Below are 26,355 nucleotides of genomic sequence, written 5' to 3'. Positions count from 1 at the left end.
GGGAAAGCCCCGTATGCAACGGGACCGGCCATCCGGAAGTTAGCTGCGGCGACGAATAAATGTGAATTAAGCGCGGCCATACCGCGTTTTTTCGCGATCCGCCATTCAGTTGACATATGTCCGAAAACGCCTGTGCGTCATACAGGGAAAACGATAATTAAAAAACTATCGCACTGCGGCAAAATCGGGAACAAGCATTGACATGCCTTGCGATGGGGAGCAAGAATGTTCCTCACAGCTCCTCGTACATGGGACAGGGCGTGACGAGGTCGCGAGCGATCGCCCACGTGCGCAAGAACCTGCCTCTCAACCGTCCGCAAGGACTTACCGGTCAAAAGCAGGTATGGCAGCTTCTCATTCCTCAGCTTCCCCCAGCACCGACTCCTCGAAGGAGCAAACGCAGCAGGCCGGCACGAGCGGCGCAACACCGGCCGCGGGCATGCAGCAATTTTTCGACGCATGGTTAAACGCATGGCGTTCCCTCGGCTCAGCGGCCGGCAGCAACGGCGCGCCGTTCGCCATGCCGCAGGTCCCACCGGTGCCGGGCGCCGCACCCTGGAGCCTGCCGCCCATGCCGTCGTTTCCTGGCATGCCTGACTTCAGCAAACTCGCGGCGGCCGCAATTCCCGCGATGCCGTCTCTCGCCGGTTTCAACTTGCCGTCGGCGGCAATTCCGCCTGAACGTCTGCAGAAACTGCAAGCCGACTACACGCGTGAAGCGATGGTGCTGCTGCAGCAGGCGGGCGGCAGCGCCGCGCCGAAGGCGCCCGAACTCAAGGATCGCCGTTTCAGCTCCGACGCATGGAGTGCGACGCCGGCCTTCGCATTCACCGCCGCGTGGTATCTGCTGAACGCGCGCTATCTGCAGGAAATGGTCGACGCGCTCGAAGCCGAACCGAAGGTGCGGGAGCGCATCCGCTTCGCGGTTCAGCAATGGACGGCCGCCGCATCGCCGAGCAATTTCCTCGCGTTGAATCCGGAAGCGCAGAAGACCTTGCTCGAGAGCCAGGGCGAGAGCTTGCGCCAGGGCGTGATGAATCTGCTCGCCGACATGCAGCGGGGCAAGATTTCACAGACGGACGAATCGCGCTTTGTGGTCGGGGAAAATCTTGCGACCACCGAAGGCTCGGTCGTGTTCGAAAACGACCTGATCCAGCTGATCCAGTACAAGCCGCGCACGGCGACCGTGCGCGAGCGGCCGCTTCTCATCGTGCCGCCTTGCATCAACAAGTACTACATCCTCGATCTGCAGCCGGAGAACTCGCTCGTCGCTCATGCGCTCGATTCGGGGCACCAGGTGTTCCTCATTTCGTGGCGCAATGCCGACGCGTCCATCGCGCACAAAACGTGGGACGACTACGTGAGCGAAGGCGTGCTCACGGCCATCCAAACGGTCAGCAAGATCAGCAACCGCGAGCAGATCAATACGCTCGGCTTCTGCGTCGGCGGCACACTGCTCGCAACGGCGCTCGCAGTGGCGGCGGCGCGCGGCGAACACCCGGCTGCGTCGATGACGCTGCTTACCGCGATGCTCGACTTTTCGGACACCGGTGTGCTCGACATCTTCGTCGACGAGGCGCACGTGCAGATGCGCGAGCAGACCATCGGCGGCAAGAACGGCGCGCCGCCGGGACTCATGCGCGGCATCGAATTCGCGAACACGTTTTCGTTCCTGCGTCCAAACGACCTCGTGTGGAACTACGTCGTCGACAATTATCTGAAGGGACGCACGCCGGTACCGTTCGACCTGCTGTACTGGAATAGCGACTCCACCAGCCTGCCGGGTCCCATGTACGTCTGGTATCTGCGCAACACGTACCTCGAAAACCGTCTGCGCGAGCCCAATGCGGTGACCACCTGCGGCGAGCCGGTCGACCTGTCGAAGATCGACGTCCCCACCTTCATCTACGGTTCGCGCGAAGACCACATCGTGCCGTGGCAATCGGCCTATGCGTCGGCGCCGCTCCTCACCGGGCCGTTGAAGTTCGTGCTCGGCGCGTCGGGTCATATCGCCGGCGTGATCAATCCGCCCGCGAAAAAGAAGCGCAGTTACTGGACGCTCGAAGGCGACGTCAAGACCTTGCCGGAAGACCCGGACGAATGGCTTGGCGACGCAAAGGAAGTACCTGGAAGCTGGTGGCCCGAGTGGACCACATGGCTCGATCAGTATGGCGGCCGGAAAATCAAGCCGCGCGCCACGGCCGGTTCGGAGGAATTCCCGGTCATCGAGCCGGCGCCTGGCCGCTATGTGCGGCAGCGCGAATAGTCGTCCGCCCGAACCATGCGCAAGGAAGCAAACAAGCTGGCTATTTCACGAGCAACGAGATTTTTAACTTGACGGGCCGCGGTCTGATCGACCGGTAAGCCCGGAGGATATGGAAATGACTGATGTTGTGATCGTATCGGCCGCCCGTACGGCAGTGGGCAAATTCGGCGGGTCGCTGGCGAAGATCGCCGCACCCGAACTCGGCGCGACTGTGATTCGCGCGGTGCTCGAACGCGCGGGCATGAAGCCCGAGCAGGTGAGCGAAGTCATCATGGGTCAGGTGCTGACGGCAGGTTCGGGCCAGAATCCGGCGCGCCAGTCGTTGATCAAGGCGGGACTGCCTAGCGCGGTGCCCGGCATGACGATCAACAAGGTGTGCGGCTCCGGCCTGAAGGCCGTAATGCTCGCGGCCAACGCGATCATTGCGGGCGACGCGGACATCGTGATCGCCGGCGGCCAGGAAAACATGAGCGCCGCGCCGCACGTGCTGCCGGGCTCGCGCGACGGCTTCCGCATGGGCGACGCGAAGCTCGTGGACACGATGATCGTCGACGGCCTGTGGGACGTGTACAACCAGTATCACATGGGCGTGACGGCGGAGAACGTCGCCAAGGAGTTCGACATTACGCGCGAACAGCAGGACGCGTTTGCCGCGCTGTCGCAGAACAAGGCGGAAGCCGCGCAAAAGTCGGGCCGTTTCGACGACGAAATCGTGCCGATCGAGATTCCGCAACGCAAGGGTGACCCGCTGCGTTTCGCCACCGACGAGTTCGTGCGTCACGGCGTGACCGCTGAGTCGCTGGCAGGCCTCAAGCCGGCTTTCTCGAAGGAAGGCACGGTCACGGCGGCCAATGCGTCCGGTCTGAACGACGGTGCCGCGGCGGTGCTCGTCATGTCCGCGAAGAAGGCGGAGGCGCTCGGCCTCACGCCGCTCGCGCGCATCAAGGCCTACGCGAACGCGGGTGTCGATCCGAAGGTGATGGGCATGGGTCCCGTGCCGGCGTCCAAACGCTGTCTGGAGCGTGCGGGCTGGAGCGTGAACGACCTCGACCTGATGGAGATCAACGAGGCGTTCGCCGCCCAGGCGCTCGCCGTGCACAAGCAGATGGGCTGGGACACGTCGAAGATCAACGTGAACGGCGGCGCGATTGCGATCGGCCATCCGATCGGCGCATCCGGCTGCCGGATTCTCGTCACGCTGCTGCACGAAATGCAGAAGCGCGATGCGAAGAAGGGTCTGGCTTCGCTGTGCATCGGCGGCGGCATGGGCGTGGCGCTCGCGGTCGAGCGCGTTTGACGACGACGCGCGCACCCGGAGCGCTTGCGGGCGCCTCACAAGGTGTGCATGCGGTGTACATGCGGTGTGCACGCCGCGAAAGCGGCGCGCCGTCCCGCAAGGTGGAGGCCGCACGCGGTTCGCCGTTGACAGCGGCGGCCTCGCCGGCCGGTCGCCCGGCGGCAGTATGGACAAGCATCAGGCGAGGGTAGAGGTAGCCGGTTGGGGCAGCCGGCCGGCGCCTCAAGAACGACAACGGAGTCTAGGTTATGACACAGCGAATTGCGTATGTAACGGGCGGCATGGGCGGCATCGGCACGAGCATTTGCCAGCGCCTGCACAAGGAAGGCTACAAGGTCATCGCGGGCTGCGGCCCGAATTCGCCGCGCCGTGTGAAGTGGCTCGACGAGCAGAAGGCGCTAGGCTTCGACTTCGTCGCCTCGGAAGGCAACGTCGGCGACTGGGAATCGACCAAGGCCGCGTTCGACAAGGTCAAGGCTGAAGTCGGCGAGATCGACGTGCTGGTGAACAACGCGGGCATTACGCGCGACGTCGTGTTCCGCAAGATGACGCACGAAGACTGGACCGCGGTGATCGACACCAACCTGACCAGCCTCTTCAACGTCACGAAGCAGGTGATCGACGGCATGGTCGAGCGCGGTTTTGGCCGCATCATCAATATTTCGTCGGTGAACGGGCAGAAGGGGCAGTTTGGCCAGACCAACTATTCGACCGCGAAGGCCGGCATTCACGGCTTCACGATGTCGCTCGCGCAGGAAGTGGCCACCAAGGGCGTGACGGTCAACACCGTGTCGCCGGGCTACATCGGCACGGACATGGTCAAGGCGATCCGTCCCGACGTGCTGGAAAAAATCGTTGCGACGATTCCGGTGCGCCGCCTCGGCCGGCCTGATGAAATCGGTTCGATCGTGGCGTGGCTCGCGTCGGAAGAATCGGGTTTTGCGACGGGTGCGGATTTTTCGCTTAACGGCGGTTTGCATATGGGCTGAGCTAGCGACGCGCCGCTCACAAGGCAGCGCGTCCCGCTCGGATGGTTCCGGCGGCGTCCCGGTTGCGCAAGTGCCCGATTGCGCAGCCGGTACGCCGTCCGCGCTCTACTTGCGCTCAAAGGCGTTACATGACTACTACTACAAAGAAAGCAGCCGAACGACTGATCAAGAAATATCCGAATCGGCGGCTCTACGATACCGAGACAAGCACGTACATCACGCTGACGGATGTGAAACAGCTCGTGCTGGACCAGGAGGATTTCAAGGTTATCGATGCGAAGAGCAACGAGGACCTGACGCGCGCGATCCTGCTGCAGATCATTCTCGAGGAGGAAAGCGGCGGCTTGCCGATGTTCTCTTCGTCGATGCTCTCGCAGATCATCCGTTTCTACGGCCATGCGATGCAGGGCATGATGGGCACGTATCTGGAGAAGAACATCCAGGCTTTCATCGACATCCAGGCGAAGCTCGCCGACCAGTCGAAGAACCTGTACGAAGGCAAGGCGATGAACCCGGAGGTCTGGTCGCAGTTCATGAACATGCAGGCGCCGATGATGCAGGGCATGATGACGAGCTACATCGAGCAGTCGAAGAACATGTTCGTGCAGATGCAGGAGCAGATGCAGAACCAGGCGAAGTCGATGTTCGCGACCTTCCCGTTTGCGCCGGGCGGCGCGAATTCCACGGTGCCCGCCAATCCACAGCCGAATCCCGAGCCGGAGAAGAAGTAAGCAAGGCTTGCCGGCGTGGTTTGCCGCGTGGCTTGCGGCACAAGTCGCGGTGCGAGTCCGGTGCCGGTGCGATAGCGGTGCGGGCGTACGGCAGGCGCGAGGCCTGTGCGGAGCAGGGTGGGCTGCGCGCGGTACAATAGCGGGTTGCGTGCGCGGCCCGCCGCATCATCAGTGCGGGCGGTTGCGGTCATTCAAGCCGGTTTTGTTGCCGCGCTTTTGCCGCGCCGCCTTTGCCACGCTGTCGCCACGCTTTTGTCACCCGTTGCCGCGCCGTCCCCGTCGCTCCCTTGTCGCCACGTCATCGCTATACGCCGGATTCACCTATGTCGCAGACCACTCCCTCCACCTCGCCCACGCCGTCCAGTCCGAAGGTCGGGTTCGTTAGCCTTGGCTGCCCGAAAGCCTTGGTCGACTCCGAGCAGATCATCACGCAGTTGCGCGCCGAAGGCTACGAGATTTCAGGCACATATGACGGCGCGGACCTTGTGGTCGTCAATACCTGCGGTTTTATCGACGAAGCGGTACAGGAAAGCCTGGACGCCATCGGCGAGGCGCTGAACGAAAACGGCAAGGTGATCGTGACCGGCTGCCTGGGCGCGAAGAAGAGCGCGAGCGGCTCCGGTCTTATCGAAGAAGTGCATCCCAAAGTGCTGGCCGTGACCGGCCCGCATGCGCTCGGCGAAGTCATGCAGCATGTGCATATCCATCTGCCGAAGCCGCACGATCCGTTCGTCGATCTGGTGCCGGCCGCGGGCGTGAAGCTTACGCCGCGTCACTACGCGTACCTGAAAATTTCCGAAGGCTGCAATCACCGCTGCACGTTCTGCATCATTCCGTCGATGCGCGGTGATCTCGTCTCGCGTCCGGTCGCGGAAGTGATGCTCGAAGCAGAGAATCTCTTCAAGTCCGGCGTGAAGGAGTTGCTCGTCATTTCGCAGGACACGAGCGCCTACGGCGTGGACGTCAAATATCGCACCGGCTTCTGGAACGGCAAGCCGCTGAAAACGCGCATGACCGATCTGGTGGGCGCGCTCGGCGAACTGGCCGCGCAATACGGCGCGTGGGTGCGTCTGCACTACGTGTATCCGTATCCGAGTGTCGACGAAGTCATTCCGATGATGGCGGCGGGTCCGTACAAGGGCCACGTGCTGCCGTATCTCGACGTGCCGTTCCAGCACGCGCATCCCGAAGTGCTCAAGCGCATGAAGCGCCCGGCCAACGCCGAGAAGGTGATGGAGCGCGTCAAGGCGTGGCGCGAGATGTGCCCTGACCTGACGATTCGCAGCACGTTCATCGCGGGTTTCCCCGGTGAAACCGAAGAGCAGTTCCAAACGCTGCTCGACTTCATTCGCGAGGCCGAGCTGGATCGCGTCGGCTGTTTCGCCTATTCGCCGGTCGAAGGCGCGAGCGCGAACGAGCTCGACGGCGCGTTGCCCGACGAGGTGCGCGAAGAGCGCCGCGCGCGCTTCATGAAAGTGGCCGAGGAAGTGTCGGCCAAACGGATTGCGAAGAAGGTCGGCAAGACGCTCAAGGTGCTGGTCGACGAAATCAATGCCGACGGCGGTATCGGCCGCACGGCTGCCGACGCACCCGAGATCGACGGCGTGGTGTATATCGCGCCGGCCGTGAAGGCCTCGAAGCGCTACAAGGTCGGCGATTTCGTCTCGGTCAGGATCACCGGCGCGGACGGTCATGACCTGTGGGGCGAGGTCTGAACGATGACGGTGAGCACGCCCGCTAACCCGGAGATTCTCGCGCTCGGCGAGGCGATGATTGAGTTCAATCAGTCGGCGAAAGGCGAGCCGAAGTATCTGCAAGGCTTCGGCGGCGATACGTCGAACTTCTGCGTTGCGGCGGCGCGGCAAGACGCCCGCACCGGGTTTGTGTCCGCGGTCGGCGCGGATCATTTCGGCCGGCTGCTGATCGATCTGTGGGAGCGCGAGCAGGTGGATACGTCGCTCGTGCGCGTCGATCCGCATGCGTCGACCGGCGTCTATTTCGTGTCGCACGGTCCAGACGGCCACGCGTTCGACTATCTGCGCGCGGGGTCCGCGGCGAGCCGTTATGCGCCGCATGATTTGCCGCTCGATGCGATCGCCGCAGCCAAGGTCATTCACCTGTCGGGCATCAGTCTCGCAATCAGCCTGAGCGCATGCGACGCAGCGCTCGAGGCCATCGCGCATGCCCGCGCCAACGGCGTGCGCGTGAGCTTCGACACCAATCTGCGGCTGAAGCTGTGGCCGCTGCACCGGGCGCGCGCGGTGATGCTCGAAGCGATCCGTCAGACGGACATCTGTCTGCCGAGCTGGGACGACGTCACCGAACTCACCGGTTTGACGGGCCGCGACGAGATCGTCGACTTTCTGCTGTCCCTCGGCCCGCGCGTGGTCGCGCTGAAGCTCGGCAAGGAAGGCTCGTACATCGCGACGCCCGACGAACGCCGCGTCGTGCCGGGCCACGTCGTCAATGCCGTGGATGCCACCGGCGCCGGCGACTGCTTCGGCGGCGCGTTCATCGCGCGCCTGGTTGACGGCGACGATCCATTCGAAGCGGCGCGTTATGCGAACGTCGCCGCGGCGCTGTCCACGCAAGGCTATGGCGCGGTTGCGCCGATTCCTTCGCGCGCGGCGGTCGAACAGATTCTGGCGGGCTGAGCGTCGCGCGCCTTTGGCGATAGCGGTCACGCCGCAAGCAAACCATCTGGACAGACAGAAAAAGGAGCGAGCGATGCAACGGGACGTAGTGGTGGTGAGCGGTGTGCGTACGGCAATCGGCGGTTTCGGCGGAAGTCTGAAGGATATTGCGCCGACCGAGCTCGGTGCGCGTGTGGTGCGCGAGGCGCTGGCCCGCGCCAATGTGTCCGGCGACGAAGTTGGCCACGTGGTGTTCGGCAACGTCGTGCATACCGAGCCGAAGGACATGTACCTTGCGCGCGTGGCCGCGATCAACGGCGGCGTTGCGCAGCACACGCCCGCGCTGACTGTGAACCGGCTGTGCGGCTCGGGCTTGCAGGCCATCGTGTCGGCCGCGCAGAGCGTTCTGCTCGGCGACGCGGACATCGCCATCGGCGGCGGCGCGGAAAACATGAGCCGCGCGCCTTACTCGATGCCCGCCGCGCGCTTCGGCCAGCGTATGGGCGACGCGCGCCTCGTCGACATGATGGTCGGCGCGCTGAACGATCCGTTCCAGTCGATCCATATGGGCGTCACGGCGGAAAACGTCGCGCGCAAGTACGAGATCTCGCGCGAAGCGCAGGACGCGCTCGCGCTCGAATCGCATCGCCGCGCGGCTCACGCCATCACGAACGGCTACTTCAAGGAACAGATCCTGCCGATAACGATTGCGTCGAAAAAAGGCGACGTCGTATTCGACACGGACGAGCATGCGCGGCTGAACGCATCGGCCGAAGATTTCTCGAAGCTCAAGCCGGTGTTCGCGAAGGAAAACGGCACGGTGACGGCCGGCAATGCATCGGGCATCAACGACGCGGCGGCGGCCGTCGTGCTGATGGAGCGCGGCGTGGCCGAGCAGCGCGGAATCAAGCCGCTCGCGCGCCTCGTGTCGTACGCGCACGCTGGCGTGGATCCGGCGTATATGGGCATCGGTCCGGTGCCGGCGAGCCGCAAGGCGCTCGAACGCGCCGGACTGACGGTCGCCGATCTCGACGTGATCGAGGCCAACGAAGCGTTTGCCGCGCAAGCGTGCGCGGTCAGCAAGGAACTCGGCTTCGATCCGGTCAAAGTCAACCCGAACGGCTCGGGCATTTCGCTCGGCCACCCTATCGGCGCAACGGGCGCGCTGATTACCGTGAAGGCGCTGTATGAACTGCAGCGCATCGGCGGGCGCTATGCGCTCGTCACGATGTGCATCGGCGGCGGGCAGGGCATCGCGGCGGTCTTCGAACGGATCTGAAGCGCGCGAAAGGCGCGGCAAGTTGTACAAGCAATGAGGAAGAACGGATGCAGGAACTGAAATCGGTGGTAGCTGCGGCGCGCCGGCGCGGCGTGACGGTGGCGAGCGTTGCGGCATTGCTCTGCGCGGGCGCGGTGGCGTTGTTCCCAGGTGCGGCTCGCGCGCAAAGCGACGCTGTCAAGGAACTCGCCGCACCCCCGCCGATTCAGTTGCCGCTCAAGCCGAGCCCCGAATTCGCGAAGTTTCCACGCTACAGCGGCACGCTCGGTTCGCGCCAGATCGTGTTGCGCCTCGGCCCCAAGACGGACGACGCGGCGGGCGTGCACGGCGAATATCAGTTCGCGGATACCGGCGAAGTGATCCTGATCGCGGGCGACCGTGACGGCGACACGCTCGAAGTCGAGGAGTCGAACGACGGCACGCACATCACCGGCAACTGGGTCGGCAAATTCGCTGCCGACGGCTCGCTCACCGGCGAGCGCATGAATGTCGACGATTCCGACCCGCAGCCGTTCGATCTCAACCCGCTCGTCGCTGGACAGGTAGCGCCGGCTGCGGCAGCGAAGTCCGCGAAGGCTGGCGCTTCTCCCGCCGCGCCAGCATCGCCGGTTCAACCCGCTCGCGCAACGGGCGGCGGTCAGCCGGTCGGCGGCGTCAGCAACCTGCAAACCGGCGAGTGATCCCACCCGCGCCGCAAACAGCGCGGCTTTGGCGCGCGGCGAGGCGAAGATCCGCCGACTCGTCTACTCTTGCGTGAACGGCGCGGCGTGGTCCGCGCCTCGCATGGTCTTTCTTCATCGACTTCAACATGACCCAATCCAAACTCAAACGGGCTTTGCAAACGCGCATCGTGCACGCGGAGGACAAACTCACGCCGGGCTTCGAGTCTTTCTCGATGCCGGTCACGCGCGCCTCGACGGTGGTGTTTCCGGACCTCGCGACCATGCGCGCGCTCGACTGGAAAAACGACGCGCAGTGGCGCTACGGCCTGCATGCCACGCCGACCTCGCTGGCGCTCGCGCAGCGCCTTGCCGCGATCGAGGGCGGCAATCACGCGCTATTGCAGCCGTCGGGGCTGTCGTCGATCTCGAATGTGTACTTCGGGCTAGTCAAATCGGGCGATGATGTGCTGATTCCCGACAACGTTTATTCGCCGAATCGCGATCACGGCGACTGGCTGGCGCGCGACTTCGGCGTGACGGCGCGCTACTACGATCCGATGATCGGCGCGGGCATTGCCGAGCTCATCCAGCCGAACACGCGGCTCATCTGGCTGGAGGCGCCCGGCTCGGTCACGATGGAAGTGTCCGACGTGCCCGCGATCACGGCCGCCGCCCGCGCGCGCAACGTGGTGACCGCAATCGACAACACGTGGTCCGCGGGCCTCGCTTTCCGGCCGTTTGACCACGGCGTCGATATCTCGGTGCAGGCGTTGACGAAGTATCAGTCGGGCGGAGGCGACGTGCTGATGGGCGCCACGATTACCGTCGACCGCGAACTGCATCTGAAGCTGAAGGCGGCTCGCATGCGTATGGGCATCGGCGTTTCGTCGGATGACTGTTCGCTGATTCTGCGCAGCCTGCCGACAATGCAGGTGCGCTTCCAGCAGCACGACCGCTCGGCGCTCGCACTTGCTCAGTGGCTAAAAGCGCGGCCGGAGATTGCCGCCGTGTTGCATCCCGCCATTGCCGACTGTCCCGGCCACGAGTTTTTCAAGCGCGACTTCACGGGGGCGGGCGGACTGTTTTCCGTGGTGTTTGACGCGCGCTACAGCGCGGCGCAGATCGACCGCTTCTGCGAATCGCTCGAGCTCTTCGCTATCGGCTGGAGCTGGGGCGGCGCGCATAGCCTCGTCATGCCGTACGACATCGCTTCGATGCGGACCGAAGCGAACTGGCCGCATCGCGGCACGCTGGTGCGGTTCTATATCGGTCTGGAAGAAGAAGCCGATCTGCGCGCGGACATAGAGCAGTGTCTCGCGGCGCTCGCGTGAACCGCAGATAACTCTGCGACGCCGTTCTCCGCTTATGTCCAACGGCGTCGTGCATTACACCTCGAAAAGGCGCAGCAAGCCATCCAGTCCCACGTAGTTAAACGCAACGCTGGCCGCTTCGCGCACGACCGGCTTCGCACGGAACGCGACCGAAAGTCCGGCTTCCGCCATCATCTTCAGATCGTTGGAGCCGTCGCCCATTGCAATCGCGCGGGACGGGTCGATACCCAGTTGCGCGCAGGTCTCGCGCAGCATGCGGGCTTTGACATCCGCATTGACGATCTCGCCGAGCACTTTGCCGGTCAGCTTGCCGTCGACGATTTCTAGCGTATTCGCACGCGTGAAGTCGAGGCCGAGCCGGTGCTTCAATTTCTCAGTGAAGAAATTGAAGCCGCCGGATACCAGCAACGTTTTCAGCCCGGCTTGCCTCGCGCCCGCCAGCATCCGCTCGGCGCCCGGCGACAGTTGCAGTCGCTCCTCATACACGCGTTCGAGCGCGCTCGCGTCAAGGCCTTTCAGCAGCGCGACCCGGCGCGTCAGGCTTTCGTTGAAGTCCTTGATCTCGCCGCGCATCGCAGCCTCGGTGATCGCGGCCACTTCGGCTTTCAGGCCGCAGAAGTCGGCGATTTCGTCGATACATTCGATCGTGATCAGCGTCGAATCCATGTCCATCGCGACGAGGCCGAAGTCGCGCAGCTTGCGGCCGACTTCGACAAACGCGTAATCCAGCCGATGCGTGCCGCAGTACACGTCGAGGTCCGGACGCTGCGCGGCATCGGCGTCGGCAATGCGAATCGCGGTTGCGTCGACGGCTGTGGCGCGCGAGCCGCGCGCGAGCGCGATAAGCGTCTTGTGGTGATCGGCGGAAAGAGGCGTAGGGCTTTGGATGACGAGGTTCATGAACGACGCATTGACGCAGGAAGTGAGGCAGGACTGACGCATGAAAGCGCGGGCGCGGCGCGCGAGCGCGCGCGGAAAATCCCGCTATTGTAACGGCTCGCGCCAATGCAATCCGGGCGTGCCCGGTTCATACTGACAAATCGAACATGGAGACAACGCATGCCCACGGCGACCGCCGGCGACCCAGCCGTTCTCGCGCGCGACTTCGATCTGCGCCATCTGAGCCCCGAGTTCTACGCGAACCCGTATCCGGTCTACCACGCGCTGCGTGCTCACGAGCCGGTCAAGCGCATGCCGGACGGCTCGCTGTTCCTCACACGCTTTCGCGACGTGCAGGCCGTGTACCGCGACCCGAAGACCTTCAGTTCCGACAAGACCGTTGAATTCCGGCCCAAGTACGGCGACTCGCCGCTCTATACACATCACACCACGAGCCTCGTATTCAACGACCCACCGCGCCATACGCGCGTGCGCAAGCTGATCGCCGGAGCGCTCACTGCGCGCGCGATTGCGGCAATGGAGCCGGGCCTCGTGCGGCTCGTCGACGGCTTGCTGGACGCCGCGGCCGAACGCAAACGCATCGATCTGATCAGCGACTTCGCGTCGGCGATTCCGGTGGAGATCATCGGCAATCTGCTCGATGTGCCGCATGCCGAGCGCGCACCGCTGCGCGACTGGTCCCTCGCGATTCTCGGCGCGCTTGAACCGTCGCTCACGGACGCGCAGTTCAGGCGCGGCAACCGCGCCGTCAGTGAGTTCGTCGACTATCTGCACGATCTGGTTGCGCGGCGCCGGCGCGAGCCAGGCGACCCGCAGCACGATGTCCTGACGCGCCTGATTCAGGGCGAGGCCGGCGGCGAACAATTGTCGGAAGAAGAACTGCTGCAGAACTGCATTTTCATTCTCAACGCAGGGCATGAAACCACCACCAACCTGATAGGCAACGGACTCGTCACGCTGACCGAATGGCCGGATCAGCGCGCGGCCTTGCTCGCGGAGCCTGGGCTGATCGAATCGGCTGTGGAGGAATGCCTGCGTTTTGAGAGTTCGAACCAGCTCGGCAACCGCATGACGACTGCCGACACTGAAATTGGCGGCCTGCCGGTTGCGCGCGGCACGCCGGTCACGCTGTGCATTGGCGCGGCCAATCGCGATCCCGAGCAGTTCCCTGAGCCGGACCGTTTCGATATTCGCCGCGAGCCCAACCGGCATCTTGCTTTCGGCTTCGGCATTCATCAATGCGCGGGTGTTTCGCTCGCTCGGCTGGAGGCGCGGATTGCCATCGGCCGTTTCGTGCAGCGCTTTCCTTCGTATCGGCTCGATGGCGAGCCGACGCGCGGCGGGCGCGTGCGTTTTCGCGGCTTCGCGCAGGTGCCGCTGCTGTGCCGATGATGTGCCCATAGAAGCCGAGGCGGCAATGCGCCGGACTCCGTAGTTTTTGCCGCCATCATGCAAGACTTACAGCGCGGTGCGCGCCGCTCACAACCGGCCCGCGCCGCACGCTGCTCAAAAGCCGTGGCACGCTTGCTGCTTCGTCATGGGTCTTAGGCCTTGGGGAGCGCACGATGGCACATATGATCTGGAAAGGCGCAATCAGCTTCGGCCTTGTCCACGTACCGGTGCAGTTATATCCAGCGACAAAGTCGGAGAAGGTCGGCTTCAATCTGCTCGACAAGCGCACCATCGACCCGGTCGGCTACAAGCAGATCAACAAGCGCACCGGCAAGGATGTGACGCGCGATAACATCGTGCGCGGCTTCGAATACGAGAAGGACAAGTACGTGGTCCTGACCGACGAGGAAATCCGCGCGGCGAATCCCGAATCGACGCAGACCGTGGACATCCTCGCGTTCGTCGACGCACCCGACATCTCGTTTCTCTATCTCGACACGCCGTACTTCCTGACGCCCGACCGCAAGGGCGAAAAAGTCTATGCGCTGCTGCGCGAGGCGATGAAATCGTCGGGCAAGGTCGGCGTGGCAAGTGTGGTCCTGCATAACAAGCAGCATCTCGCCGCGCTGATTCCTGTGGGGCCGGTGCTTGCGCTGAACACACTGCGCTGGGCAGACGAGGTGCGCGACTTCGACGAATTCAAGCTGCCTGCCGAAGGCGCCAAGGCCGCGGGCGTCAGCGCGCGCGAGCTGGACATGGCGCAGAAGCTGATCGACGACATGAGCGATACGTGGGACCCGTCGAAGTATCACGACACGTTCCGCGACGACATCATGGCGCTCGTCGAGCGCAAGGTCCGCGAAGGCAAGACCGAGGAAATCACGGATATCGAGGCGCCGCGCGAAGCGCGTCAATCCGCCGACATTCTCGATCTCTCGGAACTGCTCAAACGCAGCCTGGGACGCGGCAAGAACAAGCCCGCGGCGGGCTCGCGCAAGCGCGCCACGGAGGACGAAGCGGCCGACGAGAGTGCCGATGCCGAAGACGACGGCGGTTCGACGGCATCGCGCAAAAAGCCGCGAGCCGCGCGCTCGACGCGCACGTCGCGCAGCGGTGGCAGCAGCGGCAGCAGCGGCAGCAGCGGTGGCCGCGCCACGGCCAAGTCGACGACGGCAGCACGCAAACGCCGCGCGGCGGCATGATGAAGCGGCGCACGCGAATATGGACTCAGCAGCGCGCGGACCCACGCACGGACGCAACCAGGGACACGCCCGACCGCCAGAGAAAGCGCCGCAATAAAGCGCAGCAACCCATCGCCAACCCGAACCCGATGGAACCCGCGTCATGAACGACAGACTCGACCTCTACAACCGCAAGCGGCGTTTCGACGAAACGCCGGAGCCCGCGGGCAACCGCACGGCGAAGAAGCGCGGCGGCCGCGGCGCGACGCGGCGCGAAGCGGACGAGGGCCTGTCGTACGTAATCCAGGAGCACCACGCGCGGCGTCTGCATTACGACTTCCGGCTCGAACTGAACGGCGCGCTGTTGTCGTGGGCGGTGCCGAAAGGGCCGTGTCTCGATCCCTCGGTGAAGCGTCTTGCGGTGCACGTCGAAGATCATCCGGTCGAATACGGCAGCTTTGAAGGCGAGATTCCGCCCGGCAATTACGGAGCGGGCACGGTGATCGTGTGGGACCGCGGCACCTGGGAGCCAGTCGGTGGTCCGGCCGAGGCAGCGCGCGCCTATCGGGCCGGCAAGCTCAAGTTTCATCTGCATGGCGAAAAGCTGCACGGCGGCTGGACACTCGTGCGCAGCCATATGCGCGGCGACGCGGACAAGGAGCAGTGGCTCCTGATCAAGGAACGCGACGACGAGGCGCGCGACGAAAGCGAATACGACATCCTCGCGGAACGGCCCGGTAGCGTGCTGGGCGGCGCGTCCGCACCTACGGCCACGGCCAGGACCAGGGGCGGCAAACGTGCCGCCACCGGCACGGGCAAAACCGCTTCGGTGCGCGGCGACCCGAAGCGTCCGGACATTGTGGCGACGCGCAGCAACGAGTCGCTGCGCGAACTGGCCGCATCGCCCGCCATAGAAGGTGCGGTGAAGGCCCGCTTGCCCGCCGCGCTCAAGCCGCAACTGGCGACGCTCGTCGACGCCACGCCGCGCGGCGACGACTGGACATACGAAATCAAGTTCGACGGCTATCGCGTGCTGGCCCGCATCGACGCCAGCGCGAAAGGCCACGGCGTGCAGGTGTTCACGCGCGCGGGCAACGACTGGACCGCGAAATTCAGCAGGCAGGTGAAGGCGTTCGGGCAATTGGGCCTCGACAGCGCGTGGCTCGACGGCGAAGCCGTGGTGCTCGACGAGAACGGCGTGCCGAGCTTCCAGGCGCTGCAGAACGCGTTCGACTCGAACCGTCCGCAGGACATTGTCGTGTATCTGTTCGACGTGCCGTTTCTTAACGGCTACGACTTGCGCAGCGTGCCGCTGCAGCAGCGCCGCGCGATTCTGCGGGCGCTCCTCGAACCGGTCGACGACAGCGTGCTGCGCTTTTCGAACGACTTCGAATTCAGTGCCGACGACCTGCTGAAAAGCGCATGCGACATGGCGCTCGAAGGCATCATCGGCAAGCGGCGCGACAGCGGCTATGTGTCAGGCCGCTCGGCCACGTGGATCAAACTGAAATGCCGCCGGCGCCAGGAGTTCGTGATAGGCGGCTATTCGGAACCGTCGGGCAGCCGCGCGGCGTTCGGCGCGCTGCTTTTGGGCGTGCATGACAGCAAGGGCAAATTGCAATATGCCGGCCGCGTCGGTACAGGATTCGACGCCGCGTTGCTGCGCTCGGTGAAGAAGGAACTCGACGCGCACGAGACAAAGCGCATGCCGTTCGCGAGCGCACCGCGTGAGCGCAGCCGCACGCCGGTGCATTGGGTGGAGCCGGTGCTCGTCGCGGAATGCAATTTCGCCGAATGGACGAGCGACGGCATTGTGCGCCAGGCGTCGTTTGTGAGCCTGCGTAAGGACAAGCCGGCGCGCCAGATCGTCAAGGAAGCACCACGAAAAGGGGACGACGTGCAACAGGAAACCGATATCGAGGCCGGCACGGCGCCGAAAAAGCGTGCGGCGCGCGGCGAGGCGGCTGACGGCGTAAGTGACGCGCAGGCGGCGGCCGCGGACAAGAAGAGCGGCGGGAAAGAGACTGCGAAGGAAACCGCGAGCGCGAAAAGACCGGCCAGAACCGCAGCCAAAAGTTCGGCGAAAGCAGCGGCGAAATCCAGCGACTCGACGAAACAGACCGCCGAAGCTAAAGCCGCTAGCAAAGCCGCCACCCAACTCCCCGCATCGCGGCCCAAAAAATCATCTTCACCCGCGGAAGTCGCCGGGGTCCGCATCTCACATCCAGACCGCGTGATCGACAAGAGCACCGGCGCGCGCAAGATCGATCTCGTGCAGTACTACGAATCAGTCGCGCAATGGATGCTGCCGCATCTCGTCGACCGGCCCGTGTCGCTCGTGCGCGCGCCAGAGGATATCGGCGGCGAGCTGTTCTTCCAGAAGCACACGCAGAAACTCTCGATCCCCAACATTACGCAGCATCCCGGGCTCGACCCGGGGCATCCTCCGCTCATCACCGTGGATAGCGCGAAGGCGCTGGTCGGCGCGGCGCAAATGGGCACCATCGAATTTCACACGTGGAACGGCGTGGCGTCGAACATCGAAAAGCCCGACCGCGTCGTGTTCGATCTGGACCCGGACCCGTCGCTCGGCTGGGACCGAATGATCGAGGCGGCGCTGCTGACACGCACGCTGCTCGAAGAACTCGGCCTCACGTCGTTCTGCAAGACGAGCGGCGGCAAGGGGCTGCACGTCGTCGTGCCGCTCGCGAAGCACGCGGGCTGGGACGAAGTGAAGGAGTTCTCGCAAGCCGTCGCGCAGCACATGGCGAGCACGCTGCCAAAATACTTCAGCGCGAAGATGGGCGCGCAGAATCGCAAGCAGAAAATATTCGTCGACTATCTGCGCAATAACCGCGGCTCGAGCACGGTCGCCGCGTTTTCGGTGCGGGCGCGGCCGGGGCTCGGCGTTTCTGTTCCGCTTGCCTGGGACGAGGTCGCGCAGACCACGGGCGGCGATCAGTGGAACATCAGAAATCTGCACGAGCGCCTGGCTGAATTGAAGAGCGATCCGTGGGCCGACTATCCGAAGACGCGTCAGCGCATTACCGCCGCCATGAGGAAGCGCCTGAGCGGCGCGTAGCCGCGCATGGCGGCATGGCATCGGCTGGATGACATCAAGGAAAACAGGAGCACGCAATGACTATGAAGAGCACACCGCAATCGTCGGACGGCGACAAGACAGCCGATCCGCATGCGCCGAAAGACCCGCAGTCGTTGCAGGAAACCGCCGCGCCGCTGCCGCACGAGAACGACCAGAGCATGGCGTCGCAGGACGACGAAGATCCACGGCGCGTCGGCAAACAGGCGCATAGCGACGTGGAACGCGGACTGAAGGACACCGACCGCCGCGGCGGCGGCGAATACCAGGAAAAGACCCAGAACGACGCGCACGCCGACATCAATTCGGATGGCAAATCGTCCGGCACCGCGAGCGGCAAACGCTGATTCACGCCTCACGTTTGGCTCTTTACCTGTTTGGCCGGTGGCGGTCGACGCGCCGGAATCTGGAACTCAGTGGCCCGCAGCCGCCGACGCATCGAAATCCGGAACTCGGGCCGCCGGCACAGCACGTTGCGCCGGCTTTGCGCCTGCCTCAGGCTGGCTCGGCGTCCCAATAGGGCGGGTCGCCGAAATGCCCGGCGAGAAAATCAATGAAGGCGAGCGTTTTCGGCGGCACGAACGCGCGGCTCGGATACACGGCCCAGATCGCCACCTTCTCCGCCAGCGGATAGTTTTCGAGCACGCTGACCAGTTCGCCGCTGCGCAGAAACGGCGCGACGTCCCAGGTCGATTTGAGCGCTATGCCGAAGCCTGCCAGCAGCGCATCGCGGATCACTTCGCCGTTGTCGGTGACGAGGCGCCCGCTCACGCGCACGTCGAGCGGGCCGGCCGGCGTTTCGAAGGCCCAGTTGCGCTGCTCCGACAGAATCATGCATTCGTGTTGCGCGAGGTCCGACGGATGATGCGGCGTGCCGCGCTCCGCGAGATATGAAGGCGCCGCGCACAACACGCGCCGGTTGACCGCAAGCCGCCGCGCGACCAGCGACGAATCCTTCAGCGCGCCGACACGGATCGCCACGTCGATACCGGCATCGACGAGATCGACGATCTGATCGGTGAGCCGCAGATCCACGCTCACGCCGGGATAACGCCGCAAGAATTCGCTGATGACAGGCGACACGTGCTGCCGTCCGAACGACGACGGCATCGACACGCGCAAGCGGCCTTGCGGCTCCGCTTGCCCCCGGCCCACCGACGCGCGTGCGGCGGCAGCCGCGTCGAGCAGCGCTTCGGCGCGCGTCATGAACACTTCGCCGTCCTGCGTGAGACTGATGCGGCGGGTGGTCCGATGGAGCAGGCGCGCGCCGAGCAGCTTCTCCAGTTGCGCGATGCGCGAACTCGCGACCGCCGCCGACAAGCCGAACTCCCGTCCCGCCGCCGACACGTTGGCGAGCAGCGCGGCCCGCACGAACAGGGCGACGTCGAGGAGATCGAGGCGCTCGCGCTCGCCGGCGGCGGGGCGCACATCGCGCGCGTTGTGGGCGGCAAGGTCCATTCTTCGGAAAATCAAAAAGATGTTTCAGCGATTATGCCGCTTTTGTCGCAATAAGGGGCAGCTTAGGATCACGTCAACGGGGCGCGTCCGTTGATGTCGCCGATCCCCGAACTCGACCTGCACTCAATCTGAACAAACCAGGGAGCATCACAAATGAAAGCTGTCGGCCTGTACCGCTATCTGCCTATCGACCACGAAGAAGCCCTCATTGACGTCGACATTCCCAAGCCGGAAGCCACAGGCCGCGATCTGCTGGTGAAGGTCGAAGCCATCTCCGTGAATCCGGTCGACACCAAGGTGCGCGCGCCGAAAGACACCGTGGAAAAAGAGCCGCGCGTGCTGGGTTGGGACGCCGCCGGCACCGTGGTCGCGGTCGGCCCCGAGGTGACGCTCTTCAAGGTCGGCGATCCGGTCTTCTATGCGGGCAGCATCACGCGGCCGGGCGCGAACAGCGAGTTCCATCTTGTCGATGAGCGGATTGCCGGCCGCAAGCCCGCGTCGCTCGATTTCACGCACGCGGCCGCCTTGCCGTTGACCGCGATCACCGCGTGGGAAGCGTTGTTCGACCGCCTCGGCGTGTCGCCGCAAGGCGCGCACGAAGGCCGCACGGTGCTGATTGTGGGCGGCGCGGGCGGGGTCGGCTCGATCGGCATTCAACTGGCCAAACAGCTCGCGAAGCTCAAGGTGATTGCCACTGCGTCGCGCCCCGAGTCGGCGAAATGGGCGACCGGGCTGGGCGCGGATCATATCGTCGATCACTTCGGCGACATGCCGGCGCAACTGAAGAAGCTCGGCATCGGCCAGGTGGACTACGTACTGATTTTCAACGACACGGACAGGAATTTCCCGGCCGCGGCCGAGCTCGTCAGACCGCAAGGCGGCATTTGCACGATCGTCGAGAATAGCAAGCCGGTGCCGGTCGAATTGCTGAAGGCGAAGAGCGCCGCGTTTCACTGGGAGTTCATGTTCACGCGTTCGATGTTCGGCACGCCCGACATGATCGAACAGCACAAGCTGCTGACCGAGGTGGCGCGGCTCGTCGACGGCGGCATCTTGCGCACGACGGTCGGGCAAAACCTCGGCGCGATCAATGCCGCGAACTTGCGCCGCGCGCATCGCCTGCTCGAGGAAGGGCGCGCGATCGGCAAGCTGGTGTTGAGCGGCTTCTGATAAAAGGCTGCAGCGCAAGCGGGGTAACACCCGATGCCGCGCAGGCGCGCACGGCATCGCTTGGCGGTAGACTGGTGGCGCATCATGCCAAAGCGGTTGCGTGTCTCGCGTCCGCTGCCGGCTCCCGCAGGCTCGGCTCATGAAGCTGCGCGGAGGGCGGCTCATGCGGGCATGCAGCGGCACAACAACGAGGTGACAGTATGAGCTCAAGCTTCAAACTCTCCGCCGTTCCAGTTGTCGCTTCTCTCGCTTGCGCGCTGTCTTGCGGCATGCTCGTGCCGGCCGCTCACGCGGCCACGCCGATCACGGTGACGTCGCAATCCGCGCTCGACGGTCCGATCCGCTACACGGTGCGCGTCACGTCGAAACAGTTCGGCAATTCGCAGGAAACGCGCACGATCCGCTCGGGCCAGTCCGACGACTTCACGTGGAAAACCGTGCCGCCCGGCGGCGCCGTTCCCGCCACCGATGCGTGCCCGAACTACGCGTCGCTGCCGCTCGACTCCAACGGCGCAATGATCCGCCAGACGCAGATACGCTTGGCGCCGGTAGTCGGTGAAGACGGCACGGCAACCGTGCAACTGAGCTTCCAGGCGCACAAGCCGGACGGCATGAAGACCGTCACGGCCAATGGAAAATCGCTCAAGTGTCCGAACGATGTCAGCGTGAGCCAGGTGCTGCGTTTCACGATGCCGGTGAACGGCAGCACGAAAACGTTGACGCTCGGCGACGGCACGACGGTCGCGATCAGCGCGAAACGGTGACGGGCTACACGGTGAGCGGCTGACGGGAGCTTTAACGCCGCGCGGCGGTGCGTTCGACAAGCCGCGTCGACAGAAAGCGATGCTCCGCCGAAAAGAGGCGCCGGTAAGTGAGCAGCACGGCGCCCACCGTTCCGAGTGCCGATGAAGCCGCAATCAGGAACATGATCACGATCTGATAGCGCACCGCCTGCAGCGGCGACTGACCGGCCAGCACCTGGCCGGTCATCATGCCCGGCAGGCTCACCACGCCGACCACCGCCATCTGGTTGAGCGTCGGCATCATGCCTGCGCGCACCGCCTGACGCGCGGGCGCCTGCGCCGCCTCCCAGCGGGTCGCGCCGAGCGCGAGCGCCATCTCGACGCGGTCGCGCCGCGCAGTCAGTTCCTCGGTCATGCGTTCAATGCCGAGCGAGACGCCCGTCAGCGTATTGCCGAGGATCATGCCGAGTATCGGAATCGCATACTGCGGCTCGTACCACGGGCGAATGCGGATCACGACGAAGAGCCCGACCGCGGCCACGAGCCATGAACTGACCCAGATCGACAGCACACTGTCCGCGCGTTGCCCTCTGTAAGTGCGGCTGCCGCGCTGCGCGCCAGCGAAGCCGGCGATCAGCGTCATCACGATCATCAACGGCAGCACGACGAACCAGTGATCGTAGCGGAACACCCAGCCGAGCACATAGCCGATGGCGAGCAACTGCACGACGGTGCGCACGGCGGCCCACGCGAGCTTGCGTTCGAGATCGAGCTTTAGCGCGACCGACACCGCGCCGTTCACGACGATCAGCAGCGCGGCGATCGCGACGTCCCAGAGGCTCAGGTTTTGCAATGTCATCTGCTGGGCTCCTTGTGGGTGGGGACGAGGGCGGATTCGTCGAGCGTGCCGGCGCGCATGGTCAGATGCCGCTCGCTCATGCGGGCGGCTTGCGCGGGATCGTGCGACACCCAGATCGACGCGCGAGCGCCGCGCGCGGCGTCGAACCAGGCGCGCACAAGACCCTCTATCGCGCGCGACGACTCGGGATCGAGCGAAGCGGTGGGTTCGTCGAGCAACAGCACTTGCGGGGCGAGTTGCAGCACGCGGATCAGCGCAGTGATTTGCGCTTCGCCGCCCGACAGTTCGCTCGCGCGTTTGTCGAGGAAGCCGCCGCCGCGGCCCGCCTGCGCGACGAGACTCGCCGCGAGGTCGCGGTCGAAGCGCACGTCGCGATAGGCGCGCAACTCGAACGGGTAACGCAGGTTGTCTTCCACGGTGCCGTCGAGCAGCGCGGGCCGTTGCCGGATATACGCGACGTTGCGCCGGTAAGCCGGAATCGCGGCGCGGGAGACGGGCGCGCCATGCCACAGGATGGATCCGGCGTCGAGCGGATCGAGCAGCGCGAGCGCGCGCAGGAACACGCTCTTGCCGGAACCGGACGGGCCCGTGATGGCGACGCGCTCGCCCGCACCGAGCGCGAAGCGCGTGGGCTGCAACAGCGTCTGGCCACGCAAGGCGTCGCGCCGGACGATACCGTCGGCGAGAACAAGCGGAATGTCGGTCATGGAAAGAATGAGTGCGCGCAATGCATGGTGAGCGATGCAGCATGATAAGGGCACCGGCAGGGCACCGGCGGCGTTAGCGCGATGAAGGCCGCAGTACTCCAGCATCACGGCGCAAGATCGAAGGCGCTCCATCACCGGGCACAATATCTGCTGAACGACCCACAACCAAGAAGAATCCGGGAGCGTTTGATGGCAGGGTCGAGCACAATCGGAAGACGGATCGGCAAAATCGTCGCATGGATACTGGCGATCATCGTCATTCTGGTGGTTGCGCTTACGGTTTTCATTCTGACCTTCGACTGGAACCGCGCCCGCCCCTATGTCAACGACAAGGTCACACAGGCCATCGGCCGGCAATTCACGATCAACGGCGACCTGAGGGTCGGCTTCCGGCATCCGGTCGGCGAAACCGGCTGGAAAAGCTGGGTGCCGTGGCCGCGCTTCTCGGCGGCGAACATTACCATTGCCAACCCCGACTGGGCGAAGCGCCCGCAGTTCGCGACCCTCGACGAAATCGACTTCCAGGTGAAGGTGCTGCCGCTCCTCGCGCACGACATCGTGATTCCGGCGATCAATCTCGTGAATCCTTCCGTCGATCTCGAACGTACGATGGATGGCCGCAACAACTGGACGTTCGAGCTGCCGAAGTCCAAGACGCCGTCGCAGTGGAAACTGCAGTTGCATGACATTGTGTTCGCGAAGGGCAACATTGCGCTCTCCGACGAGCAGAAGAAAGTCGACGCGCAGATGGTGATCGATACGCTCGGCCAGCCGATTCCGATCGGCGAGGCGATGAAGCAGCAGGAACAGGCGTCGCGCAAGGCATCGGCCGAGGCGGTGGGCAAGGAAGGCGCGAGGAAGTTGGGCGCGCAGGCGGATGCGCAGGCGGCGTCGGCGGCCTCGGCTGCTGCTGCGGCCGCGGCCTCTGGAGCTTCGTCGACGGATATTCATGCGTCCGGCACGACGGCGGCCACGGGCGCTTCGGGCGGGCTCGTCGCCGGTGGCTCGAACGGCGCGAGCGGTGCGGCGGTTGCATCGGCTACGGGAGCGCCGGGTGCCAGTGTGACAAGCGGGGCAAGCGAAGCGAGCGGAGCAGGCACCACCGCGGCCCGCGGTAACGCGCGCGACATTCCGCCTTACGCGATCGGCTGGACCGTCAAAGGCACCTACAACAAGACGCCGGTTACAGGCAGCGGCAAAGTGGGCGGCGTGCTCGCGCTACAGGACGCGAACCGGCCGTTTCCCGTGCAAGCGGACGTGAAAGCCGGCGATCTGCACGTGGCCCTTGTGGGCACGATCACCGACCCGGCGCATCTCGCCGCCGTCGACCTGCGCCTGTGGGTGCAGGGCAGCAGCATGGCGAAGCTCTATTCGCTGACGGGCGTGACCCTGCCCGACACGCCACCTTACGCCACGGAAGGACGTCTCGTCGGTCAGTTCAAGACCACCGGCAACGTGTTCAAGTATGAAAACTTTACAGGCCGCGTGGGCGGCAGCGACCTGAATGGTTCGCTCATCTACACCGCGCGCCAACCGCGTCCGCTGCTGCAAGGCGAACTCGAGTCGCGTCTGCTGCAGTTCTCCGACCTTGCGCCTGTGATCGGCGCCGACTCGAACGCGAGCAAGGCCAAGCGCGGCGATGCGACGATGCAGCCTTCGAACAAGGCATTACCGGTCGAAGAATTCCGCACCGAACGCTGGAAGGCGATCGACGCCGACGTGAAGTTCACCGGCCGGCGCATCATCAAGAACGCCGATCTGCCGATCACCGATCTTTACACGCACATTGTGATGACCAACGGCGTGCTGTCGCTCGAACCGCTGAAGTTCGGCGTGGCCGGCGGCACGCTCGCCTCCGATATTCATCTGGACGGCAGCGGCACGCCGCTCAAGGCGCGCTTTGCGTCTGCCGCGCGGCATCTCAAGCTGAAGCAGCTGTTCCCGAACTTCAAGACGATGCAGAATGCGCTCGGCGAAATCAACGGCGACGCCGCGCTCACGGCGACGGGCAATTCGCCGGCTGCGCTCGCCGCGACCTCGAACGGCGAGGTGAAGGCGCTCGTCACTGAAGGTACCGTGAGCCGTCTGTTGATGGAAGCCGCTGGTCTGAACGTGGCGAACGTCGTCTATGAAAAGCTGTTCGGCAATCGCGACGTGAAGATCAACTGCGCGGCCGCCGACTTTGTCGCGACCAACGGCGTGCTCGACTCGCGCGTGTTCGCACTCGATACCGACGACGCGGTGATCGACATAGACGGCACCGTCAACATGCGCGACGAAACGATGGACCTCGGCGTGCATCCGCACACGAAAGGCTTCCGCGTGTTTTCGCTGCGCTCGCCGCTGTATGCGAAGGGCACGTTCAAGAATCCGCATGTCGGCGTGAACGCCGGCGCGCTCGCGTTGCGAGGCGGCGCGGCAGTGGGCCTCGGGCTTATCAATCCGTTTGCGGCGCTGCTGCCCTTGCTCGCGCCGAGCAACAACAAGCCGTTGCCGTGCGCGCAACTGCTGTCGCAAGTGCGTCAGGCGCCGAAGGCCCCGCCGCCAGGTATGAAGCAGCCGCCCAAGCCCGCCATTTCGCTCGAGGGCGCACCGGTCAACAAGCGTTCGTCGGGTGGTGGGGCCGCGGGATCAGCGGCTTCGCCGCCCGCATCTGCATCTGCACCTTCACCTGCCGGGCGCAAGGCAGCGCCTGCATCGCCGGCGAGCGCAGCCGAATACAAGGGAAGCTGATGCACTTCCTCTGCGCAGATTCGTTGAACTGGATGTTTGGCGGCGGCCTTTCTTTTGTCTTTCTGTGGCTGATCAGTGTGCCTTCGACCTGACGCCAGCGTCGAAAGCATGTGAGCTGAAGGCGCAATCGATCGTGCCGCCACGCGATGTGACCTCGGCACGATGAGAACTCTGCGCGATGTGACTGCGGCGCGATAGGAACGCCGCGCGATGGAACCCAGGGCCTACCGCAAAGAACGCGGCGTTGCGTCGCCTGCCGCATCCTGCCGCCGAACTCCGCGACGCGCGCCTACGCGTGTCGCGCCGAACTCGGCCAGGATCTTGCCGCGAGCGCGGCTTGCAAATACCAGGAACCCGAAGCCGTCGGCTTCATACCAGTAACCGCCGTTCTCGAGACCGTCGAGCGGTTGTTCCAATGCATTGGTAATGGATTCGATGCAGCGCCGCCGCAATTCCGCCGCAGCCGGATAGGGCGGATGCGCACCGCGCACGCTGCACAGAAGCACGTCGAGTCCGGGCAACACGTGCGCATAAAGGACCGGCTCGTCTTGCGCGCGAGCACGCGCGATCTTGGTGTCGAGTTGACCGAAGGGCTTGAAATGCCGCAGTACCGCGAGGAACGACTCATCGCCGTCCACCTTCGCGCGTCTACGCTTTTTCGGGAAGGACATAAAAATTCGCCTGAAAAAGAATTGCAAGAAACGCAGCGTCCTCATGCGACAACTCCCGGCTTCGCGCGCCGCACGTCGATCTTTTATAGCATACGACAAGGCCGGATTCACGATGATTCGACGATCCCGCCGCTTCACCGCCTCCCGCACGAATCATGCCGAACCGCCTCGCCGCGCGCCTTAGCATTCCAGCACATCTGACTCCATCATAGACGCACGACGCGCCGAAAAAACATCTTGCACCAATAAAAAA

Annotated in this window: 21 protein-coding genes; 16 read left to right on the top strand and 5 right to left on the bottom strand. The window is 64.5% G+C overall.

Annotated features, from left to right (window positions below; all coding sequences use genetic code 11):
- The first annotated feature begins 439 nt into the window (after window positions 1-439).
- The 9 genes from phaC to A3AC_RS0114320 all read left to right on the top strand — a co-directional run bounded on the left by phaC (window position 440) and on the right by A3AC_RS0114320 (window position 11,188).
- Complete coding sequence (phaC, locus tag A3AC_RS0114360; RefSeq protein ID WP_025599639.1) at window positions 440-2,266, top strand: class I poly(R)-hydroxyalkanoic acid synthase; 1,827 nt, start codon at window positions 440-442, stop codon at window positions 2,264-2,266.
- Window positions 2,267-2,381: 115 nt separating this feature from the next.
- Complete coding sequence (locus A3AC_RS0114355; protein WP_025599638.1) at window positions 2,382-3,563, top strand: acetyl-CoA C-acetyltransferase; 1,182 nt, start codon at window positions 2,382-2,384, stop codon at window positions 3,561-3,563.
- A gap of 248 nt (window positions 3,564-3,811) precedes the next feature.
- Window positions 3,812-4,552, top strand: a complete 741-nt coding sequence (locus A3AC_RS0114350) for a 3-ketoacyl-ACP reductase (RefSeq protein ID WP_025599636.1) — start codon at window positions 3,812-3,814, stop codon at window positions 4,550-4,552.
- 128 nt (window positions 4,553-4,680) lie between these two features.
- On the top strand, window positions 4,681-5,283 hold the full coding sequence (gene phaR / locus A3AC_RS0114345; RefSeq protein ID WP_025599635.1) for a polyhydroxyalkanoate synthesis repressor PhaR: 603 nt from the start codon (window positions 4,681-4,683) through the stop codon (window positions 5,281-5,283).
- Between the two features lie 323 nt (window positions 5,284-5,606).
- Window positions 5,607-6,998 carry a 30S ribosomal protein S12 methylthiotransferase RimO gene (rimO, locus tag A3AC_RS0114340; RefSeq protein WP_025599633.1) on the top strand — a complete coding sequence of 464 codons (1,392 nt, stop codon included), beginning with the start codon at window positions 5,607-5,609 and terminating at the stop codon, window positions 6,996-6,998.
- A gap of 3 nt (window positions 6,999-7,001) precedes the next feature.
- Window positions 7,002-7,937, top strand: coding sequence for a sugar kinase (locus tag A3AC_RS0114335; protein ID WP_025599631.1), 936 nt, complete (start codon window positions 7,002-7,004; stop codon window positions 7,935-7,937).
- A gap of 73 nt (window positions 7,938-8,010) precedes the next feature.
- On the top strand, window positions 8,011-9,195 hold the full coding sequence (bktB, locus tag A3AC_RS0114330; RefSeq protein WP_025599630.1) for a beta-ketothiolase BktB: 1,185 nt from the start codon (window positions 8,011-8,013) through the stop codon (window positions 9,193-9,195).
- A 47-nt stretch (window positions 9,196-9,242) separates the two neighbouring features.
- A complete protein-coding gene (locus tag A3AC_RS0114325; protein ID WP_025599629.1) occupies window positions 9,243-9,875 on the top strand; it encodes a hypothetical protein in 633 nt (210 codons plus the stop codon).
- A 128-nt stretch (window positions 9,876-10,003) separates the two neighbouring features.
- The gene (locus A3AC_RS0114320) at window positions 10,004-11,188 is read left to right on the top strand and encodes a cystathionine beta-lyase (protein WP_025599628.1); all 1,185 of its coding nucleotides are present in this window, start codon (window positions 10,004-10,006) and stop codon (window positions 11,186-11,188) included.
- Window positions 11,189-11,242: 54 nt separating this feature from the next.
- On the opposite strand, the gene serB is transcribed toward A3AC_RS0114320, so the two are convergent.
- Window positions 11,243-12,088: a phosphoserine phosphatase SerB gene (gene serB / locus A3AC_RS29230; protein WP_035475176.1), complete on the bottom strand. Its 846-nt coding sequence runs from the start codon at window positions 12,086-12,088 to the stop codon at window positions 11,243-11,245.
- Between the two features lie 159 nt (window positions 12,089-12,247).
- Here serB and A3AC_RS0114300 point away from each other — a divergent pair, with 159 nt between their 5' ends.
- From A3AC_RS0114300 to A3AC_RS0114285, 4 genes are all read left to right on the top strand, one after another.
- Window positions 12,248-13,480, top strand: coding sequence for a cytochrome P450 (locus tag A3AC_RS0114300; RefSeq protein ID WP_025599623.1), 1,233 nt, complete (start codon window positions 12,248-12,250; stop codon window positions 13,478-13,480).
- Between the two features lie 173 nt (window positions 13,481-13,653).
- A complete protein-coding gene (ku, locus tag A3AC_RS0114295) occupies window positions 13,654-14,682 on the top strand; it encodes a non-homologous end joining protein Ku (RefSeq protein ID WP_025599622.1) in 1,029 nt (342 codons plus the stop codon).
- 142 nt (window positions 14,683-14,824) lie between these two features.
- The gene (ligD, locus tag A3AC_RS0114290) at window positions 14,825-17,743 is read left to right on the top strand and encodes a DNA ligase D (protein ID WP_025599620.1); all 2,919 of its coding nucleotides are present in this window, start codon (window positions 14,825-14,827) and stop codon (window positions 17,741-17,743) included.
- Window positions 17,744-17,805: 62 nt separating this feature from the next.
- Window positions 17,806-18,108: a hypothetical protein gene (locus A3AC_RS0114285; RefSeq protein ID WP_025599619.1), complete on the top strand. Its 303-nt coding sequence runs from the start codon at window positions 17,806-17,808 to the stop codon at window positions 18,106-18,108.
- 148 nt (window positions 18,109-18,256) lie between these two features.
- Here A3AC_RS0114285 and A3AC_RS0114280 read toward each other — a convergent pair whose 3' ends face one another.
- The gene (locus A3AC_RS0114280) at window positions 18,257-19,219 is read right to left on the bottom strand and encodes a LysR family transcriptional regulator (protein ID WP_025599618.1); all 963 of its coding nucleotides are present in this window, start codon (window positions 19,217-19,219) and stop codon (window positions 18,257-18,259) included.
- A 153-nt stretch (window positions 19,220-19,372) separates the two neighbouring features.
- On the opposite strand from A3AC_RS0114280, the gene A3AC_RS0114275 reads away from it, so the two are divergent.
- Both A3AC_RS0114275 and A3AC_RS0114270 read left to right on the top strand, forming a co-directional pair.
- Complete coding sequence (locus tag A3AC_RS0114275; protein ID WP_025599616.1) at window positions 19,373-20,389, top strand: zinc-binding alcohol dehydrogenase family protein; 1,017 nt, start codon at window positions 19,373-19,375, stop codon at window positions 20,387-20,389.
- 200 nt (window positions 20,390-20,589) lie between these two features.
- Window positions 20,590-21,153 carry a DUF6013 family protein gene (locus tag A3AC_RS0114270; protein ID WP_025599615.1) on the top strand — a complete coding sequence of 188 codons (564 nt, stop codon included), beginning with the start codon at window positions 20,590-20,592 and terminating at the stop codon, window positions 21,151-21,153.
- A 31-nt stretch (window positions 21,154-21,184) separates the two neighbouring features.
- On the opposite strand, the gene A3AC_RS0114265 is transcribed toward A3AC_RS0114270, so the two are convergent.
- Together A3AC_RS0114265 and A3AC_RS0114260 are read right to left on the bottom strand one after the other, a co-directional pair.
- A complete protein-coding gene (locus A3AC_RS0114265) occupies window positions 21,185-21,991 on the bottom strand; it encodes an ABC transporter permease (RefSeq protein ID WP_025599613.1) in 807 nt (268 codons plus the stop codon).
- On the bottom strand, window positions 21,988-22,698 hold the full coding sequence (locus tag A3AC_RS0114260; protein WP_025599611.1) for an ABC transporter ATP-binding protein: 711 nt from the start codon (window positions 22,696-22,698) through the stop codon (window positions 21,988-21,990). The genes A3AC_RS0114265 and A3AC_RS0114260 overlap by 4 nt, the downstream gene beginning before the upstream one ends.
- 189 nt (window positions 22,699-22,887) lie before the next feature.
- On the opposite strand from A3AC_RS0114260, the gene A3AC_RS0114255 reads away from it, so the two are divergent.
- On the top strand, window positions 22,888-25,431 hold the full coding sequence (locus A3AC_RS0114255; protein ID WP_025599610.1) for an AsmA family protein: 2,544 nt from the start codon (window positions 22,888-22,890) through the stop codon (window positions 25,429-25,431).
- 224 nt (window positions 25,432-25,655) lie between these two features.
- On the opposite strand, the gene A3AC_RS0114245 is transcribed toward A3AC_RS0114255, so the two are convergent.
- Entirely contained in the window at window positions 25,656-26,147 is a 492-nt protein-coding gene (locus tag A3AC_RS0114245) for a hypothetical protein (RefSeq protein ID WP_013588388.1), read from the bottom strand.
- Window positions 26,148-26,355 lie beyond the last annotated feature (208 nt).

It is taken from the genome of Burkholderia sp. WSM2230, assembly GCF_000472445.1.
GTDB lineage: Bacteria > Pseudomonadota > Gammaproteobacteria > Burkholderiales > Burkholderiaceae > Paraburkholderia.
The sequence above is the reverse complement of the archived record's forward strand: the minus strand, read 5'-3'. Positions and strand labels throughout refer to the sequence as shown.